Annotated in this window: 16 protein-coding genes; 8 read left to right on the top strand and 8 right to left on the bottom strand. The window is 46.9% G+C overall.

Annotated elements, in window-relative coordinates; genetic code table 11:
- The first annotated feature begins 1 nt into the window (after position 1).
- The 3 genes from MJO52_RS19535 to MJO52_RS19525 all read left to right on the top strand — a co-directional run bounded on the left by MJO52_RS19535 (position 2) and on the right by MJO52_RS19525 (position 1,219).
- On the top strand, positions 2 to 247 hold the full coding sequence (locus tag MJO52_RS19535; RefSeq protein WP_252083627.1) for a hypothetical protein: 246 nt from the start codon (positions 2 to 4) through the stop codon (positions 245 to 247).
- Between the two features lie 68 nt (positions 248 to 315).
- The gene (locus MJO52_RS19530) at positions 316 to 747 is read left to right on the top strand and encodes a hypothetical protein (RefSeq protein ID WP_252083626.1); all 432 of its coding nucleotides are present in this window, start codon (positions 316 to 318) and stop codon (positions 745 to 747) included.
- Between the two features lies 1 nt (position 748).
- Positions 749 to 1,219, top strand: coding sequence for a hypothetical protein (locus tag MJO52_RS19525; RefSeq protein ID WP_252083625.1), 471 nt, complete (start codon positions 749 to 751; stop codon positions 1,217 to 1,219).
- A 63-nt stretch (positions 1,220 to 1,282) separates the two neighbouring features.
- Here the strand turns inward: MJO52_RS19525 and MJO52_RS19520 are convergent, their stop codons facing one another.
- Positions 1,283 to 1,450, bottom strand: a complete 168-nt coding sequence (locus tag MJO52_RS19520) for a hypothetical protein (RefSeq protein WP_252083624.1) — start codon at positions 1,448 to 1,450, stop codon at positions 1,283 to 1,285.
- A gap of 117 nt (positions 1,451 to 1,567) precedes the next feature.
- On the opposite strand from MJO52_RS19520, the gene MJO52_RS19515 reads away from it, so the two are divergent.
- Positions 1,568 to 2,830 (top strand): hypothetical protein, encoded by a 1,263-nt coding sequence (locus MJO52_RS19515; RefSeq protein ID WP_252083623.1) that lies wholly within the window; start codon positions 1,568 to 1,570, stop codon positions 2,828 to 2,830.
- 369 nt (positions 2,831 to 3,199) lie between these two features.
- On the top strand, positions 3,200 to 3,520 hold the full coding sequence (locus tag MJO52_RS19510; RefSeq protein WP_353505493.1) for an RHS repeat domain-containing protein: 321 nt from the start codon (positions 3,200 to 3,202) through the stop codon (positions 3,518 to 3,520).
- Between the two features lie 599 nt (positions 3,521 to 4,119).
- Here the strand turns inward: MJO52_RS19510 and MJO52_RS19505 are convergent.
- Positions 4,120 to 4,416, bottom strand: coding sequence for a helix-turn-helix domain-containing protein (locus tag MJO52_RS19505; RefSeq protein ID WP_252083621.1), 297 nt, complete (start codon positions 4,414 to 4,416; stop codon positions 4,120 to 4,122).
- Between the two features lie 267 nt (positions 4,417 to 4,683).
- Between MJO52_RS19505 and MJO52_RS19500 the strand changes: the two genes are divergently transcribed.
- The gene (locus MJO52_RS19500; RefSeq protein WP_252083620.1) at positions 4,684 to 5,265 is read left to right on the top strand and encodes an HdeD family acid-resistance protein; all 582 of its coding nucleotides are present in this window, start codon (positions 4,684 to 4,686) and stop codon (positions 5,263 to 5,265) included.
- Between the two features lie 128 nt (positions 5,266 to 5,393).
- Here MJO52_RS19500 and MJO52_RS19495 read toward each other — a convergent pair whose 3' ends face one another.
- Both MJO52_RS19495 and MJO52_RS19490 read right to left on the bottom strand, forming a co-directional pair.
- Positions 5,394 to 8,129: a M1 family metallopeptidase gene (locus MJO52_RS19495; protein ID WP_252083619.1), complete on the bottom strand. Its 2,736-nt coding sequence runs from the start codon at positions 8,127 to 8,129 to the stop codon at positions 5,394 to 5,396.
- Between the two features lie 142 nt (positions 8,130 to 8,271).
- On the bottom strand, positions 8,272 to 9,822 hold the full coding sequence (locus MJO52_RS19490) for a CocE/NonD family hydrolase (RefSeq protein ID WP_252083618.1): 1,551 nt from the start codon (positions 9,820 to 9,822) through the stop codon (positions 8,272 to 8,274).
- Positions 9,823 to 10,149: 327 nt separating this feature from the next.
- Here MJO52_RS19490 and MJO52_RS19485 point away from each other — a divergent pair, with 327 nt between their 5' ends.
- A complete protein-coding gene (locus MJO52_RS19485; RefSeq protein ID WP_252083617.1) occupies positions 10,150 to 11,652 on the top strand; it encodes a hypothetical protein in 1,503 nt (500 codons plus the stop codon).
- A 394-nt stretch (positions 11,653 to 12,046) separates the two neighbouring features.
- Positions 12,047 to 14,212 carry a transporter substrate-binding domain-containing protein gene (locus tag MJO52_RS19480; protein WP_252083616.1) on the top strand — a complete coding sequence of 722 codons (2,166 nt, stop codon included), beginning with the start codon at positions 12,047 to 12,049 and terminating at the stop codon, positions 14,210 to 14,212.
- A 17-nt stretch (positions 14,213 to 14,229) separates the two neighbouring features.
- On the opposite strand, the gene MJO52_RS19475 is transcribed toward MJO52_RS19480, so the two are convergent.
- The 4 genes from MJO52_RS19475 to pepN form a co-directional block, all read right to left on the bottom strand.
- On the bottom strand, positions 14,230 to 14,604 hold the full coding sequence (locus MJO52_RS19475) for a RidA family protein (protein ID WP_252083615.1): 375 nt from the start codon (positions 14,602 to 14,604) through the stop codon (positions 14,230 to 14,232).
- 40 nt (positions 14,605 to 14,644) lie between these two features.
- Positions 14,645 to 15,697, bottom strand: coding sequence for a Kelch repeat-containing protein (locus MJO52_RS19470; protein ID WP_252083614.1), 1,053 nt, complete (start codon positions 15,695 to 15,697; stop codon positions 14,645 to 14,647).
- 39 nt (positions 15,698 to 15,736) lie between these two features.
- Entirely contained in the window at positions 15,737 to 16,204 is a 468-nt protein-coding gene (locus MJO52_RS19465; RefSeq protein WP_252083613.1) for a GNAT family N-acetyltransferase, read from the bottom strand.
- 222 nt (positions 16,205 to 16,426) lie between these two features.
- Positions 16,427 to 19,120, bottom strand: coding sequence for an aminopeptidase N (gene pepN, locus MJO52_RS19460; RefSeq protein WP_252083612.1), 2,694 nt, complete (start codon positions 19,118 to 19,120; stop codon positions 16,427 to 16,429).
- Positions 19,121 to 19,268 lie beyond the last annotated feature (148 nt).

Raw genomic sequence — 19,268 nt, 5'->3', positions numbered from 1 at the left:
TTTGAGTGAAAAGTTGAAACGATATTTCGCTTCCCTGACTCGCTATCATCATAAGTTTAAAGCCTCGGCAGAGCTTATTTGCTGGGGTTTATTTTTTTTGGTGGCTAAACAGAAGGGACCGTTGCCTCTGGAAAAACATCCGGCTAAGGTAAAACCCGCGTCGGGGCAAAAAAATGAGGAAGAGCCAGCGGCGCCGGGAAAAATGGTTGCTAACTCGCTGATTGTGCTAGGGAAAATGGAAAGTTAAGGTACGACTGGCCTCGGGGTGATGTCTTTGCACAAAAGGGATCTAGGACCGCTTATGTTGGCGGTTTTATGGATGATAAAAATGAATTTGTTAAAAGCATGTATGAAGCTTATGGCAAAGAAGGAGATATATATTTCGAGCATCATCAGAAGAAAGAATTAGCTGCTTGGATTGATGAAAATAATTCTGAATATTCGCTAACAGTAATTGGTCATAGTTATGGTGGTAATTCTGCCGCAAGAGTAATCGCTGCTGGCCATCGTGTAGATCACCTAATTACAGCTGATCCTGTTGGTCGATTTAAACCTAATTTTACGAATGTAGCTCTATACTCGGAAACATGGACAAATTACGTGGCTACTGGTGGCGGTATGAATAGGAATAACCTTGTCGCTAGAGCTGGTGGTTGGTATGGGCATAAGCCGGAATGGTATGCAGATGCTCATATTCCAATTAATAAAGATCATGTGGAAATATGCTTCCAGTATTGTAGGCCTTAGTATGAAATTAGTTATTCATTGTCTAGTGGTTTTGGTTGTAGTTTATCCTATGGTAGGTTGTGGTGAAAAACAAATTGAACTATCAAACATTCGTATGGAAAAAATTGATCGCTTAGAAGCAAAAAAACTAATTCCTGACGATCAAAGATTACCTTTTAATGTTAGGCAGTCTGTTTCAATTTCAATTGTTGAATTCGATTTTGACAAAAAAACGCTAGAAGTCCTCCCTGAAGAGGGAGGGGTGCTTAAGGTGGAATTGCTTAGGTGTTTGAATGGTGAGCAGCGAGAAACATCATTTATTTATGCTAAAAAAATAAATGTCTCTCTGAGTACTAATAAACGGGAAGCACTTCTGCCGGTGGGTGAGGCGTACTTTTTTGTAGATAGTTCTTTGGTAGAAGATACTTGCTTTACGGTTGTATTTAAGAGTTTAAGTCGCACTACTAAGTCTACTATTTACAGGCTCCCTTAATCTGAAGCCTGTTTCTGGCCCCTCTTAAAAAGCCCCACTGGTGACCCCAGCGGAACTTTTTGTTTAACCGACTTGCCGCTTGGTATCCCAGCGCCGGGATTGATACTTAATAATCATCCCGTTTAGCAACTCCTTGACGATCTCTTTCTCTTCTGTTGGCAGTTGGCTGATCGCTTCAAATTGCAGCCTTAGCTGCGCACCCTGCGATAAGTCGGCAAGGGTATGAATCATTTATTTATAGTGTTTGCCCTTTGTATTCCTATGACAATATGACTGAATTTTTTATACTAATGGTTCCTGGCTGACCATGATAATATTCGTAAAATAGTTTTTTTGTTGGAGATTTTTATGGTAAGAAAGAAAAATTTTTATAGTGTGGTCGCTGGTTTGTTTGGCCTGATTACACTTGCAAGTTGTGCCGGAAATGGAGTGAGGGAAATAGATAAGGATCTGATGCAGGGGTCATCGGTTCGTGTAATTTCTGGTGTTATGAATCGAGAAATTCAAGTGCAGCGTAACGCTCCAGATCACTATCCTTTATTTGCTTATTTTGATCATATTCCCCCAAATAAGGAAAACTATGATGCATCTTTAAAGGGCGAGCTTGGTGATGCCTTCTTATATATGGGTGCGCCTAAATTTCAGTCAAACACTAACTTAATAAAAGGTGAATCTATTGTATCTTTAGCGGCTTTTAGTTACTTTCCTGCTCATCCACTGTATCTTGCGGAAAGCCTTTTGTTTGAGGGGGCTCTTGATGAATACGTCAAATCTAGACAGAAGTGGATTCAAATATATTCTAAGAATCGTGCAGATATATCCTTTATTGAAAAGAATCTTCCTGAATTTTTAGGGGGTGAAGTAATGCATAAAACTTTGAAATCTTATCTCTCCACGAAAAGTTTATTTGGAAAGATGGATTTCCGAACTGCTGATTTTAGATACGGAAAACAGCTCAAGGGTAATGTAAAAAAAATTAAAGAAGATTTTCTTATAGTAGTAGATACCGGTTTTTATATGACAAATGACACTGCAGCTGTAGAGTTGGTTTCTGAATATTACTTATATGAAACGCTAACTGGTAAGTTACTTCGTCAGGGAAAGGCTGTATATTTTTCAAATGTGTATGGTCGCCACCTCGTTCCTATAACAAGTGATAGTCGTTCCAAAATCATAGGTAAAATTAAAAATAAGTATGATCTTGGTTCGGCTTCTGGAGTTACTGAAAGGGTGCAGCTTTCCAGTAAAATTAGAAAAGAAGTGCAGAGGTTGGATAAAAGATTAGAACTCGTTGGAGAAGAGCAAAGCCTTAAGAACTTGTGGACAGATAGTGATAGTGGAAAATTGAAGGCTGCCTTGCAAGAGGGCGTCGAAGAACTCTCGGCAATGATCTCTGCGGAGCTTGAAGGTACAGTATGTAAGGATGCCTCGTTAACAGCACGAATAGAAGAGGTGGAGCCAGATAACTTTCGTTGCTTGTTGTATGAGAATAAAGGCAGGCGGAGAGAGCGACTTTCTATAGGGCGCGAGTCATTATTGATATCTTATATAAATAATTGGTATCCGGCTTCTGCTCTCTACCTGGACTGGCGGCATATAGCAAATCCGTAACATCAGGGTAATAGGGGTGAAGGGATCTGTCAAAAATCATAAACTAGTTCGCTCAAAGTGAACATTCAAGATACCTACAGATTAGAGAGGAGGGTCAGTAACGTTGCTGACCCTTGCTTTAGCAACTATTCCTTTTTGGTTTAGCACTAAGAAGTGATGGCACAAAGAATGATTATGCTTCGGTTTCAAAACAGTAGTTTTAGAAAAAACCGAGGGAATAGTAGGGCGAAGTTAGGTCAAAATCAGCAGAGATAAATTCAGGGTACCCATAGATTAGTAAGTTATCGAGCAGTTGAGCTCTAAGCTCTGGGGCCAACGGCACAATGCGGGGGCTGGCGGAGTGCCATGGATTGAAATCCCCTCAATAATATCCTGGAAATCGCGGCGCGCAGCTTCACCAGGCAGGAGCACTTTGATCAAGCGGGCCTGATCCCTATGAAAGGTCGTATCTACAACCCAGTATTAGGCCGCTTTATGCAGGCCGATCCTCAAATCGATGGAGTCAGGGCTACAAATCGCTACAGCTATGTACGCGACAATCCCATGGCCCTTACCGATCTCACGGTTTACTGTTCGCTTGGTGAAAACCTTTCGCAGATTATACAGCGGGTAGCCAAGAATTATGCCTGTATGAACCTGGTGCCTTGTGTAGTGTCTTACACGATCTATGTAAAATGCTATGGAGCTTAGAACTTGCGGGCATTTAGGTTGCGGTGATTTCCTTTACCACTGCGAAAACTTCGAAGCTATCGGTGCAACCAAGTCTATTTGGGGGAAGCTGTTATTGTTTTTTTAATGGCTTATTAGGTGCCCAAATATGTATACGACTTTATGTCTTCGACGGCTGCTGCTTCGATGGCTTCGTCAGGGGTGATTAATGCATCGAGTGGTCTATATGGCACGGGGCTCCATTTTGAGGAACGTTTAGATCTTCAAGTTTTGTTAAAGTGCTCTGGTGGATAATGTAATTTTAGCTGGGTTACTGATACCTATATTTACTTTGGTAATTAATGTTAGTGGCTAGTATTTATTTTTTTATGAAGTGGGGATAAATTTTTATAGTTGTGTCATAGATATTTTTTATGGGTATTATTTCTATTTTTAGGTGCGCTGTCTTCAAATCGTTTTTTACGCTTAATGAAAAAAAGTGAAAATAATTAACTTTTAAAAAGTCCCACTGATAATCCCGGTGGGCTTTTTATTTAACTGGTCTGCCGCTTGGTATCCCAGCACCGGGATTGATATTGGATGCTCATTCCTTCCAGCAACTCCTTAACGACCTCTTTCTCCTACATTGGCAGTTGGTTGATAGCTTCAAATTGCAGCCTTAGCTGCTTGTCCGGTCCGCGCTCGTTTTCATCGAGTACCAGTGAGCCAAAGGTGATACTCATGGCGACAGCAATCGTCTTTAGCGCTTCCGGGGAAGGCTGTGTTGCCCCGGCTTCATAGCGCTGAATCTGATTGACATGCACCCCAATGGCGTCGGTCATCTGTTGCTGGGTCAGCTCGCGCTCACGACACGGGTTACTAAGTCTCTGTTGGATGCTCATCCGGCGATAGGTCCAGAGGCTGTTGAAGCGACCCATATTCCCCTATCAACCAATAAGGGCCTAAGCCAGCTTCTTACCTGGCCTTCACTTTTACAAGATTTCTGCGCCTATTTGTCGTTAAGGGCTACACTGAAATTAGCGGCCTGCGGCGCGATCATAGTCTTTGCAGAGTCGACTATTTGGTCGCGGCCGTGGGCCGCCGCTCCCTTATTTTTGCTGGTTCCAGGGAAAATATGTTCGGCTCTGCAAGGCTTCACAGCCTGGCGCTTCACTCAATGCTGATCTGTAACCCGGGGACTGCTTATGTCCACTGATACTTCTCCTATCCCCGCCGGCCCCATATTGAAGGTGCTCTCCGCCAACTGGTGGTTACTGCTGTTGCGCGGTGTTATCGCGGTAATCTTCGGTGTGCTGACATTTATCTGGCCGGGGTTGTCACTACTCACTCTGGTTTTTCTCTTTGGTATCTATGCCCTGCTCGATGGTATTTTTTCTTTGGTGGCGGCAGTTATGGGGCGGCATGCGAGCACTCCTCTTTGGTGGCTGATTGTGTCCGGCCTGATCAGCCTGGCTGCGGGCATTGTGACTTTTATGTTTCCCCAGGTAACCGCTTTGGTACTGGTGATTTTTATCGGTGCCTGGGCATTGGTGCGGGGAATATTTGAAATTGTTGGAGCGATCCGACTGCGCAAGGAAATCGACAACGAGTGGTTGTTGATTGCGATCGGTGTACTCTCGGTAATTTTTGGCCTGGCAATATTGGTCAGCCCTGGAGCCGGAGCCCTGGCACTGGTATGGGTAATCGGGGCTTATGCCATTATCTTTGGCCTGCCCATGATCTGGCTGGCATTCCGCTTGCGCAAGCACAGTAAAAGCGAGAGCTGAAAAAAACTATCGAAGGGTACCGGTGCAATATTCGGGTGTCTGCACAGGTTATTGATTGGAAGGCTTAGCGTGTACGGGGTGGGGAAATCTCCTCACCCTGTACGGGACAAATAACAAAATATAGCGGTTTATTTATTTGCCAGCTCTACCGATTTTGGTAGAGCCTCCATCAGCGACTGGCCTTTTTCCTGCAATGCCATACACAACTGAATACGCTCTTCAGTCTGCGCCAGGCTGCGCTGGTAGCCGGGCGTCAGCTTGCCGTGCTGGGCGAATAGCTGCTGCAATTCATCCAATTGTTTTTTATCGCAGAAGGCATTGGCAAATGCGGGTGTATGGCGGCGGATCTGCGCGGGGATTTTATCCACAACCTGGACAAAATTATTGCGCAGCCAAGCCCAGTGTTGCTCCTGCACCAGCGGCTGCGCCAGGGCGTAGCGAATCAGCGCAAAAGACTCCCGCGGACCCATCTGTTCGCTGAGTGCTAACTTTTGGATAGTCTCTATTTGCTTGGGGCTATTACTGCTGCCGATGGCGTTGGCACTGGCGTTTTCAAAGCGTGGATCATCCAGCTCGGTGCGCACTTGAATCAGGTGTGCGAGGAAGTCCTCACCGGCATCCTGGATAGCCACGGTCAGGGCGGCTTCGTACAGGTCGGAGTTCAATGCCTGGGGATCGCGCTCGGTGTTAAAGCCGGTAAAGGCTGTAGCCTTTTCCATTAACTGTTTGCGGGTATCCGGGTCTTCTGCCACCAGTGCCATAAAACCGAGCAGGGCGCTGTGTAGCATTTGCTGGTCGGCATCTTCGCTGCTCGCGCTGTTGCTCAATAGTGGCAGATACAGGTTCTGGGCAAAGTTTAGGAAAGCCAAGCGCTCGGCATCGTCGAGATAATTATCGCGATACTTGCGCAGGTAGCGCAGAGGCATGGTAATTACCTGGCGCTTGTCTGCTTTCGCTGACTGGCGCACAACGTCGAGCAAGCGGGGAGCAGGTAGCTTACCGGCTTCGAAGGCAGCGAAGGCGCTGTCGATAATCGAGAGTTGCTCCGTAGGGGCGAACTGGGTGAAGCGCTCGGTAAGGGCCTGCCACTGGGGCTCGGGCAGGTTCCAGCGGTAATAGCCGCTGCCCTGTGCGTTGGGCATTACCCAGCTGGGGCAGCTGCCTGCAGCGAGTTCCAAGGTCTCTTCTTTACCGGTCAGTATCTGACACTGCTGGGTTCCGCTGTCGCTGCTAAAGCAGAAGGGGATACTCCACTGCTGTGCGGTTGTAGCAATAGGGGAGCCAAGGGGTTTGTAGCGGCTCTGGGTGACATGCAGTTTGGCCTGGGCCGGATTACTGCAGTCCAGGGTCAGCTCCAGTTGCGGTACACCTTTTTGCTCGACAAAACTGCGGAAAGTTTCTGTCAGTTCCGGGGTATTGGTTTCCCTCCCGATCACTTTGTAGAAAGAAGGGGAGTCTGCCTCACCACCGTTAAAAGTTTCCAGATAGCGGCCCAGGGCCGGACGGAATTTCTCCGCGCCGAAGTAGCTATCCACCATATTGATAACGCCCAGGCTCTTGGAATAGGTGATGGAGTCGTAGGCGTTGCGGATATTGTTGTTGTCGCTAACAGGCTCGCGAATGGCGCGGGTGCTGGCGAGGGAGTCCAACTGCATAGCGCCGATTGCGTAGGTGGCGGCGTTTAGGTCGTGTCCGCCCTCGGGTTCCATAATACGCAGGGCCAGTGGTTCGCCCCAGGTGGCGAAGCCCTCTTTTAGCCATAGGTCGTCCCACCAGGGGGGAGTCACCTGATTGCCAAACCACATATGCGCGATCTCATGGGCGTGTACCTCTACCAGAGCCAGGCGCGCCCCGGGAGCGGGGTTATCGCCCACCAGAATGCGTTGTTCGCGATAAGTGATGGCTGCAGACAGCTCGGTGGCACCGCTGGGCCACTGGGGCGCGGCGATAATATCGAGCTTTTTAAAGGGGTAGGGGCGCTGCAGTTGATTCTCGAAGGTCTCCACCATTTTGGGGGTGATATCGAGGATGTAATTCATATCGCCACCGCGCCCCTGACGCGCAAAACCGCGCAGGGGGATAGGGTCCTTGCGGTACTTACTCGGTGGAATAGCCGCGCGCTCAACCACATCGAAGGGGCCTACCGAGAGGGACAGCAGATAAGTGGACATGGGGGGAGTGGTGGCAAAAGTCACTTTCTCCATGCCGCCCGGCACAGTCTCGCGTTTTAATTCCGGCCCATTACTGATAGCGGCGTAGCCCTCGGGCACAGTGAGGCTGATGGAGAAAGGCGCCTTGAGGCCGGGCTCATCGAAACCCGGCAAGTATTTACGCGCCTGGATGGACTCAGATTTGGCCAGGGCATAGGCATTGCCCTGCTCTTCCACTTTAAACAGGCCGGCTAGGTTGCGATCGAAATCTGCGGCGTAATCCAGCTGCAGGGTGAAGCTGCCGGCCGGCAGCGACTCGTCGAACTCCACTATGGCGACGCCGCTGTCGAGGAACTCTCGGTAGGAGGCTGTCACTTCACGCCCGTCTGCCAACTGTGCATTGGCTTTGGTTACCGACAGGTTCTTGCCGTGCAACCAGATATGGTTGCCGGCCTGGTCCAGCTGAATGTCGATAGCGACACGGCCACTGAAAGTATCTTTGCGAGGATCGAGAGTCAGGTCCAGGTAGTAGGCGCTGGGCTTTACTCCTTGGGGAAGCTTGCCCTCAGGGGCTTCTCTGATATCCAGGGCTGTCATTTGAGCGCTGGATTCCTGGTCGATTTTCTGCGGGGCCTTTTCCGCCGGGTTACACCCGGCGACTGTTACTGATAACAGCGCCGCGCTCAGCAGGGCGAGCGGTATCTTCTTGTTCATAGAGCGATGGGGTACTTGGCCAAAAAAAGGCCATTGTACCGCTTTGGCGGAAAATTACGTGGGGCTGTGGGCGTTGAGATAGATCCAGGGGGAATGCCATGCCCGGCGATTGAGTGCCGGGCATGGTGATGGCTGTGAAAGTTTACAGGTGTGGGACAGTTAAACTGGAAACCTTGCTGCTGCTATAGGGCACAGTGATGGTGTAGTTGGTATCTTGTGGCTTCTTGTAAATAGGGCCTTGAGTATCAATAGCCATAACTACTCGGTGACCGGCAGGCACATCGTAGCTGGTGGTGAACAGTTCAACCTCCACTTTTTGCTTCTTACCTGGCTGTTCAGTGCGCACAGTAATTGGTGCGTGGGTGATCAGGCGGCCAAGGCCAAAGAAATTGACATCGTAGAGATGTACATTCATTTGAACCTCGCTCTTACTGGGCTCGATCCACATCTCTAGCTTTGGTGCGCCGCGGACTTTCAGGGTCTCAGACTGCCTTGGTGACTTGTATTCGATGGCATAGTAACCGTTGATTGCCATCATAGGTGCGTACACCGGAATGCCGAAACCTTCTAAGGCATCGGAAACCAATGGGATACCGGTACCAGCAAAGGTATCCCAGCCCCCGTGGAATTCATTACTCCAGCTCCAGCCATCATATTTACCGCTCTCCATACTGCCGCTATTGAACATGGTAAAGCGTGGTTGTAGATACCAGGTGGTGCTCTCTTGGGTTACTGGGTAGTCCTCATAGTGCTCTAGCTTGTTGCTGATACGCACGGTCATGTCCACTTTAGGTTCGCGGTTGATTCCGTTGTCTTTGCCCTTCAGGTGGTGATCGAACCAGCGGAAGCTGGTAGACCAAATGTGTCCATCGTTGCCAGAGAGTGTCTCGGTAATGGCGTGGGTACCAGGGTTTAGCATCAGCTTCTTGGGCCCCTCAAGTAGGGAGAAGAAGTCTGTCATGCTGTTGGGCTTGAAAAGATAATCGGCAAAGTTATTCGATACTAGTACTGCAGTGCCATTTTCATTTAGTTGATCGACATAGCTTATTGCCGAGCGTTTGGCGCCGAACTCTATAACTTGCTCCATGTTCTGGCCGCTGCGCAGGTCATCCCAGACTTGCTCAAGTTCAGCTTCTTTATCGAAGGCGGTAGTGACAAGTAAGCTACCCCAGACCAAGTTAACGGTTTCATTGGGGTAAAGCGCTTCAACTACATCGGCCCAGCCGGACAGTGCAGCAACCGCATCAATACGGGAGTCTTGCGCGGCGCTTAGTAGGGAAATACCGCCACCATAAGAAATACCAGCCATTCCCAGTTTGCCCACGGAGTAATTGGATTCGAGCCAATCAATCAGCACACCCACATCGGCAATGCTGTTCTCTCCGGCCACGTCCACCAGTCCACCGGAGTGGCCAAAGCCGCGGGTGGAGTAACTCAAAACCAGGTATCCATTTTCAGCCAGCTCCTTGGCCTGGAAGTGGTATTGGCGTTTTTCCAAGCCCCAGCTGTTGGTGAAGATCACGGTAGGGTAGCCCTCCGCTGGTGCCGGGGTTTCCGGCACAAACAGGTTGGCATCGAGTACCGTTCCGTCGAAAGAGGTAATATCCAGGTCGGAAATATATTCAGGGGCCGACCAGGCATGCGCTGACATCATAGCGCCGCCAAGCAGCGCCAGTAGTGGTGTAGTTTTCATTTTTTTCTCTCATCAAAGTAAATTATTTTTATTTTTTGACCATGATTAATACATTGGTCAGGAGCGCAATATATAGAACCCGGCCGCGTATTTGTATGCTGTTTGATTAAAAAATGAGACGCTTGTCTCGTAGTTTGTCGCTGCCCCCATTAGGTTTTTATATCGACTTTTTTAAATTCACTTTGTCCAGATGGTCACATAAAAACCGCCTAAAAAGTTCATTTCTTATTCATGTTGATCTTTTTTTGATCAATAAAAACCGGTAATGTGTGCTTCTACGATTTGGCCACGGAGGGCTTCGGCAACAATGACTCGGTGGCCTGAACTATGGTTTCTCGCTCAGCTGTTTTCTTAGTACTTTTTTTCGTTTTCTCACTGTCTGCCAATGCTGCATCCCGCTATCTCGGCGAGGAGATCTGGTATCAGGTAGACAGTAAAAACTTTCGGGTTATTACCGATGGCGATCCCAAAGCGGTAAAAACCCTGGTGGCCGATCTGGAGCGCTATCGCGCCGTGGCCATAGAGCTGTTGGAGGTAGACCCCAGCGTCCCTAAGCTCACAATTTATGCAGCCGGGGACCGCAAAACCTATGCGGGTCTGGTTGGGGCTGAGTTGGCGGAGATGACCAACGGCCTGTTTGATACCTCCGCCGAGGGCAGTTATGCCCTGGTGAACCTGGATGGCCGCAGTGTAAAAAAACAGCTTAAGGCCCGTGAATTTCTCTTTCACGAATATACCCATTTCCTTAGCTATAACGGCAATACCACGCATTTCCCCTACTGGTATAGCGAGGGCTTTGCCGAATTTATGGCGACTATGTCCTTCCCTAAAAAGGGACGTTATGAACTGGGCGAAATTCCCCAGGAGCGCGCTCAGACTCTGATGTATGCCGGCTTGATGCCGCTCGACCGGCTGCTGCGTGCAACGGTGTACGATACCGACCCCGAGGAGAAAGCCGATATCTATGCCAGCGGTTGGTTGCTGTCCCACTGGTTGATGATGGAGGGCGATAAGGCGGAAGAATTTAAGCAGTTTGTCAAAGACTACAACGATGGTGCAGATCCGGTGAAATCACTGGAGAAAGCCCTGGGAATGTCGGTAAAAGAGCTTGAAAAAGTATATGTAGCCGCATTTGACTCAGGGGAATATGAGGTGGTCAGTGGTGATATCCCTGCTGATTTTAAAGAGGTAACACCTCGAGTGAAGCGCCTGCAAAAGCGGGAAGCAGTAAATGTACTGGCGAACTTTATTGCCCAGTCTGGTTACAACCTACAAGCCCTCGACGATCTGATTACCTATTCCTACCATACAGGGATCTACAGCACTGAGCTGGCTGCCATTAAGGCGAGTGCGGATCTGCGTATAGGGGATTTTCCGCAGGCTAGTCATTTGCTTGCCAGTGTACCAAAAAAGGATCGCCGGCAACCCTGGTACCTGAGTGCCCACGCCTGGCTGACGGTGAATCAACAGGCCACGGTGCCCAACGATGCCCGCGATTTACGCAGCCTGAAAAAGGCCCGTGAAGAGTTCGACTACCTGGTGAATAAAGAGCCTCAGAATGCTTCTCACTGGTTTGGTCTGGCCATGGCTATGGAAATGTTGAGCTATCCCCGTGAGGAATATCTATCCAAGCTTGAAGAAGCTTATAAGCGCGCACCGCGGGAGCTCCATATTGCTCAGTGGCTGGCAGAAGAACTCTATCAACAGAAAAATGCGGAATACTTTGCCCGGGTGGCAAAGCCGCTGATGTTCGAACTCCCGGGTGAGGAGGAGAACCGACAAATAAAAATGAGATTGGCGGAGCTACAGGGCAAGCCTAAATCCAGCTAATAACAATAAGATGCTCACAGAATAATAGAGGGGCTGTCACTTGATGTAAGAGACAACCCATAGTCGCCAACGTATATTTGCCCGGCAATTTGGTTTGCCGGGCTTTTTTTATTGCGGCTGCGGAAAACTGGTACGATTTGGCTTATTGTTACTGATGTTGGGTTTCTTCCTGATAAAGGGGAGTACTACTTAACTACTAACATTATAATGATGACGCCTTACCCGGTGCTTTTTAACTATTGAAAGACATCGAACAGAAGTCAGAATTTGTTTTTAAATACCTATAGACGCCGATGCCTTGCGGCGACAGTAATACTCTACGCTGCACTAATTCGCTAGTTAGTCCAAAAGTGGATGGATAACAATAACAATTTCGCTGAAATAAGGTTGAACTGTGCATAAAAAAATAGTCGCGATAACTTTTCTGATTGTCGCTCTTATGTGTTCAGTAAGCTGTGAAAAGCGCTCTTCGCAACAAGTAGAATCACAGCAGGTTGAACCCCAACAGGTCGTCGCTGAACCCACTAAAGAACCTGAAATTGTTTTTGCGAACTACCCGGAACTCGGAGACCTACCCGCCTTACAGGAGCGAGGCATCTTGCGCTTACTTGCCACCCGAGGCCCTGAGGAGGATGCCCTGCCGCGTTCTGGCTTGCCGCAGGGAGAGTGGCGGGAGCTTGCAGAGAAATTTGCCTACAGCCGCAACCTAAGGCCCCAGTGGGTTTATGTGGATAACTTTTCCGGTTTGGTCCCCGCTTTGGCAGAAGGCCGAGGTGATGTGATCGCCACTAATTTTTCCCGCACGGCCAAAAGACGCTCGCAGGTGGCGTTCACACGGCCGCTACAAACGGTGAATGAACTAGTAATTACGCTTCGTGATTTGAATAGCCCGCTACAGGAGGTAGCCGTACGCCGTGGCAGTGCCTATGCCGAAACCTTGAGTGAAGATACAGATCAGGCCTATAAGGTCACGCTCCTGGATGGTGCGGTGGCAAACAGCGCATTGTTAGATGCTGTTGTCGCAGGTAAGTATCAGGCAACCGTGATGGACAGTAATTTGGCTGATGCGCTTTTGCCCGATTATCCGCAGCTCGCTGCCAGCGATCAGCTGGAATCCAGCAGAGATATTGCCTGGGCAGTGCGTCTCAATGCCACAGAGCTACGACGTGAGCTCAATGAATTCCTGACTGCAGAACTGGTATTGGCCGGGCAAAACTCCAATAAAATGATGCGGGATTGGAAGGGTATTTTAGCGGATGGCACTCTACGAGTACTGACCCGTAATCATCCAGCTTCTTACTTTATTTGGCGTGGGGAATTGATGGGGTTCGACTATGACCTGCTGAAAAAATTTGCTCGTGACCATAAGCTTCGCCTCAGTATGGTCGTGCCCGATGCGGATATGGATTTAGCAGATGCCCTGCAGGCAGGTATGGGCGATATGATCGCCTCGTCACTGACGATTACCGAGATGCGCCGTAAGCAGGGGCTCGTTTTTACACGCCCCTACCTTGAGGTGACTGAACAGCTGATTGCTCCCAGCAAAGATATCTCCCTGCAAGGAGATGTGCCCTTAGAGCAAATGCTGTCGGGAAAGATGGTGGCTGTAAACCCGCAAACCAGCTACCGTGAGAGTCTCTCAGAGATGGTGGTATTGCAGCAGGAGCAGGGAATCGCCCCACTTCAGATATCTGAGCAGCTAGGTGCAACAACCGAATATTTAATCGATGCCGTTGCTCAGGGGTTATTTCCCTATACGATTGCAGATTCTCATCTGGTTGCGATCGAGAGCACTTATCGCGATGATTTTAGGGTGGTGGCTGAATTGCCCAGTGTCAGAGAAATAGCCTGGGCTGTGCGTGCAGATCAAAGCCAACTGCTGGGAAAATTAAATAACTTTTTAAATAAACACGATCGCGATTTGTTTTTTAATGTTACTTACAATAAGTACTTTAAAGAGAAAAAGCGTATTCTTCGCCATCAGGAAAATCGCCTGCGCAGTAGTAGTGATTCACTTTCACCCTACGATCCTATAGTCCATAAATATACGGATAAAACGGATCGTGACTGGCGCATGGTGGTTGCTCAGATGTACCAAGAAAGCCAGTTCAATCCCCGCGCCCGTTCCTTTGCCGGGGCTCAAGGTCTGATGCAGGTGCTCCCGCGTACTGCTCGCCAATTAGGGGTTGATAATCTTTATGAGCCTGAGAATGGCATCCGTGCGGGAGTCTCCTATCTAGATTGGCTGGATCAACGCTTCCCACAGATGCTTTCGCAGGAGCAAAAAATATACTTTACTTTGGCTGCTTATAATGCCGGCCATGGCCATGTACGTGATGCTATAGCCCTTGCCCAGCGCATGGAATTAGATCCCAATCAATGGTTTGGCCATGTAGAACAGGCCATGCTGTTGTTATCCAAGCCTGAATACTATCGCCAGAGTCGCTTTGGCTATGTACGGGGTCGGGAGCCGGTTAAGTATGTGCGGGAGATACGGGATAGATATATAGGCTATCTCGGTGTAGAGCGTAATGGGCCTCCTAGGGGAGGCGAATGGTGATTCTAGCCCTGATGGCCTTATACCATAGCCGCTATTGCCTCAATCTCTAGTTTTAGGTCAGGGTGAATCAGATTAGAAACTTCGACTAGTGAACAGGCTGGCAAGTTTCCGTCATAAAACTGAAATAACGCTTTGCGCAGGTTACTGGTCTGTTCGATGTCCTTTATGAAGATTGTTAACTTAATGAGATCAGACTTGTTCCGCCCCTCGTATTCCAGGATATTATCTATCTGAGAGAGTACCTCTTGGGCTTGATCTAAAAATTCTTTTTTCTGAGAAGTGGTTTCCTGTGCGGTCAAGCCCGAAATGTAGAGCGTATTTTCATGGATAACAGAATGTACATAAGGGCCTTTTTGTGACGGTAGAAAGGGATATTCTCTTTTTTTAAGCATAATTAATCCAAGCTTATACGGAAAATTACAAATCTAGGGGTTATGGTTTCCAGTTCATTTTTATAGTCGACGCTAAGGTCTCTTGTGGACCAACTTTAGCGGCTCCGCCAATAATATAAATGGAATCGTTAATTGTAACAGCACCGTGTCCATGGCGAGCCATAGGGAGAGAGATTTCTTTTCTCCACTGATCACTAATTGGGTTGTATGACCAGATCGAGTTAAATGCAGAGCCTGTTTTCCAGTAACCGTTGGGGCCAAAGGCTTCTCCACCGGTAACTATTATCTTTCCCTTTAATGGTGTGGCAGTTAGCCCGGCAAGTGATTGGGGTAGCGGTCGTATTTTATTCCACTTGTCCAAGCTGGGATCATAGACTTCCGCGTAGGAGAGATTCCTAGCCTTATTATTTCCATTGCTAGCTTGGCGCCCACCAATAGCATAGATTCTATTGTTTAATGCCGCACCTGCTGCGGAATTTCGGCTGATAGTCGCCGGAGCTGCAGTTTCCCAGTTGGCATTGTCTATCAATATATAATGATTTTTCGTATCGCTATTTTTAAGTTGGTCATTAGGTGTTTTTCCACCGATAACATGGATGCCTTTTGATGTGTTGGCATAGATGCTTTCGGCCATGGGAGCGGGCAAGCGGGGCCCAGAGGTCCAGATATCTTCACTGTTGGACAGCTTATAAACAGTAGCCTTGGCCTGCCAAGCATTATTTTTTACTCCATTGAAACCTCCAATGCCATAAAGATATTTGGAGTTTGCAGCCATACCTAGATGGTGTATAGCTTCTGGAAGTGGTGGACCATCTCGCCAAGTTTTGGTTTGGGGTGAGAATATATAGGTGCGATCTGTAGGGGCTAGACCGTAAAATATGGAATTAGATGATGGAATAAAACCACCTGAAATATAGATTTCTCCAAAGAATACAGAGGGGTATATTTCCTGAACGGCTGTTTTTAAGTCTGGTAGTTTAATGAATTGTGGTTTATGGGCAGATTGCCATGTTCCAGCTTTCCCCTCCATTCCACCTAGTATAAATGGTGCCGCTCCGATAATTTTTAAAAAATCTCTTCTAGAGTAAGGCATATGTTTGTATCTTCCCTTAAATTAAATGGTAAAGCTTGCTTACAGCCTAAGTTTTTTTGTAAAAAATAGACTGTGTGGATCCTCTCTATAGTTGGAAAATGGCCCGCAGGATTTAAAGCCATTTTGATAGTAAAGTGCTATTGCTGGAGCAAAATTTAACCTGTTACCAGTTTCAAGCTTTACCTCACTGTAACCCCGTCTTCTGGCTTCATTTATTATCTCCTGTAATACTGCTTTAGCGACACCTTTGCGTAGGAAAGATTGGCTGGTTTTCATTGACTTGATTTCTCCCAGAGTAGAGGAGACTTCCTTGAGGGCGCCACAGCCTGCTAGAACGCCATTGATCTTTGCGCTCCAGAAGGTGATTTTAGGATCAACTAACTCTTCTGGTTTGAGGGCGTGCACACTTTCAGGGGGGGAGTGCTGTTGCATTTCTTTTAGGTGCTGCGCCAATAACTCTACGACGGTACCATCTGATAGGTCGTCTTTTTGAACCGCTATATACATAGAGATGCCTTAGTTATTTTAAGTATAGATGCCAGTGAAGTTTGATTTATGCAGATCTCAATTATGTTGGGTAGTAATTGTTTTCATTGATTTATATGTATTTATCCATTGGAAGGCGAGATCAATAAATAAGGGCCCAGTGGCCCTTAAATATTCTTGTGGTATTGATTCTTTTATTTTTTTGTGCGCTCTACAGGTCATCTATAAAAATAGAATCCGATATTATCCATTATTCTTGATGAGTAAAGCTTGCCCCATTTTGATGCATCGTTCACTGGTGTAGAGGTGATTTTTTAATGCTTTAACCAGTGTGGGCTTAAATTGAGGGTTTTCTTCAAGGGTCGTGCTTATTTTTTGAGCGCCCTCATCTGAGCACATTAGGGGAAAAATATTGGTGTAGCTACTGATTAGCTCTGAGGAATCCTCATTATTAATTTGCTCCAGTGCGTAAAGGATTTTTTCGCTGTTATTATTAAATAGGGAGATTTGTTCATCTTTAAATAGAGAATAAGAGGCCTTGCGCAGTTCACTTAACTTGAAGTTATCCCTGTGCTGAATTAGGTTTTCTAACCATTTTTGTTTGATTTCTGGTAAAGGTCTTACTACTTCGGCAGCAATGGCATTCAGTTTTGATCTGTCTGAGCTATCTTTGCTTAGTTCACGGACAATAGCTTGTTCATAATCAGAATATAAATAGCGATTTTGCAGGTGAATTAAATCCCAGCGCATATCCGGATCTAAGATCAGTCCTTTAACTGAGAGTTCACCCATCAGTAATAGTTTGGCATTGTTAAGCGCGCTGTTCGAATGAGCTATTTCGGTAAATAGCTCAAACCAAGTCTTTTGTTGATCGCTGCCTGCAGGTGCCTGCTGTAGCCGCTCCCACACAAAATCCTCCATGGTTTTTAGAATTTTACTACGGCGCCGTTGATCAATAGGAACTTGGTTTAGATAACTATGGACATAATTTAAATAGCGCGCATTGAGTCGAATAGCACTGATATCTTGTTCGGCGACACCATTATTAATAATAAAACTGATGTATTCATCAAGGGGGAGCTTTGCATCATAGGCGCTGTCGAATAGGCTTTGCCACAGCATAAGACGGGTGAAAGGATTTTCAATGGCATGGAGGTATTGAGCTATATTTTTCAGGGTGATTGAGTCAAGAGTTACCTTGGCAAAAGCCCAATCTTCCTCGTTAGGATAGAGAATTTGAGGGCAGGATAACCCTTTAGCGCTCTCTACTTTGGTTAATTCACCGCTATAAATTACCGGCAGGGTGGCATAACGTTTCATAACCCCTTCATTTATGCGATAGAAACCGAGCTGAGTGCGTTGTTCGCGTAGCGTCGGGTAATCATCTGGAGCTGTCTGTGTCAGACTAAGGCCGGTAATCCGATCATTTTCACATTCGAAACTTGCTTCAATAGTGTTAAGACCGGCTTGATAAAGCCATTGTTGTTGCCATTCCTCCAGATTGATGCTGGCGGCCTTGCCCAGATGATTAATAAAATCATCAAGTGTAGAGTTTTTGTAAGAAAACTCTTTCAGGTAACTGCTAACACCTTGACGAAATTTTTCTTTACCGAGGAAATAGGGTAATTGTTTGAGTATAGAGCCCCCTTTGCCGTAGGTAATACCATCAAAATTGCTAAAAGCTTCTTCGGTATTTTTTACTGGTAGCTGGATGGCATGAGTAGTGGGCCTTTGATCGGAGTAATAAGCCCACTGTTTAGTACCAAGATAAAAATTTTCCCAGGCATTGGAAAATTCACTGTTCTCTGCTAAAGATAGGTTGGCCATATAAGTGGCAAAACTTTCATTTAGCCAAAGATCGTCCCACCAGTTCATGGTCACTAGATTGCCAAACCACTGATGTGCCAATTCGTGAGCAATAACATTGGCCAAGCGCATACGCTGGGCCTGGGTTTTTTCTCCACGAGATACGTAGGCATCATTAAAAGTGACTGCCCCCACATTTTCCATGGCACCGGCATTGAAGTCGGGTACCAGGATCTGATCATACTTATTAAAGGGGTAATCTATTCCAAAATAGGGTTGGAAAAATGCAAAGGACTGCTTGGTGAAGGTAAACCAGTCTTCGGTTTTAACATATTGTGCCAGGCTCTGGCGGGCCATCAGGCGTAGAGGGATACCTTTGGCGTTATCCTCCCAAATATGGTAGGGTCCGGCGTGTAATGAGAATATGTAGGATGAGAACTTTGGAGTTTGTGGAAAAAACCAATGCTTTATTTCACCCTCGTGCTCTACTCTATGTTCCCGCTCCGCACTGATTACTATCCACTCTTTTGGCGCTGTGACATCTAGTGTATAGCGAGCTTTAAGGTTCGGTTGGTCAAAATGTGGAAAAAGGCGGTTGGCGTCATAGGGTTGAAAATCAGTGTATAAATAGACTCTACCATCTACAGCGTCTTTAAATCGGTATAGGCCCGACCCATTATTTGAATAAGGATGTCGATAATTTATTGTAATTGTATGCTTCTTATTGGGTAGCTGTGTATTATCAATACGAATAAAATGTCCATTGTAACTGAAAGGAGTCTTTTGGTTATCCACCTGTACAGTTTCAACAGTACCTCCAGAGAAATCGACAGTTAGAGGCTGTTGTAAGGGGTTGTTGAATTCAATTTCAGTTACAACTGTGCCGGAAAAACTGTCTCCGTTGCGATCAAGATGAATACTCAGTTGGTAATCTACCTCTGCAATTTGCTGTTTTCTCAGCTTTGCATATTTCTCAGATAGCCCCGCGATCTCCGCTCTTGTTACAGGTTTTGTTGTAGAAGTTTGTGCGGCTTCTGTACTACCTGGGTTTTGCTCACAGGCAGCGAACATGATACTGCACAAGAGAGTGGTAATAAGTCTTAATCTTTTAATCTTGGTTTGATTGATCATGGTGGTCTCACCGATCGGTTAGTTGTTATTGCTATGATTCTATATTTGTCCGCAATTTATGCACCGAGAATCTTACTATTGGTGCTATACAATAAATAGATGAAATGGCCCAAATAAAAAGCGGTTAAAGTGGGTTAGTCTTCAAAAT

The sequence above is a fragment of the Microbulbifer variabilis genome (genome assembly GCF_023716485.1).
GTDB lineage: Bacteria > Pseudomonadota > Gammaproteobacteria > Pseudomonadales > Cellvibrionaceae > Microbulbifer > Microbulbifer variabilis_B.
Note: the sequence above shows the minus strand (reverse complement) of the source record. Positions and strands in the feature narration are given on the sequence as shown.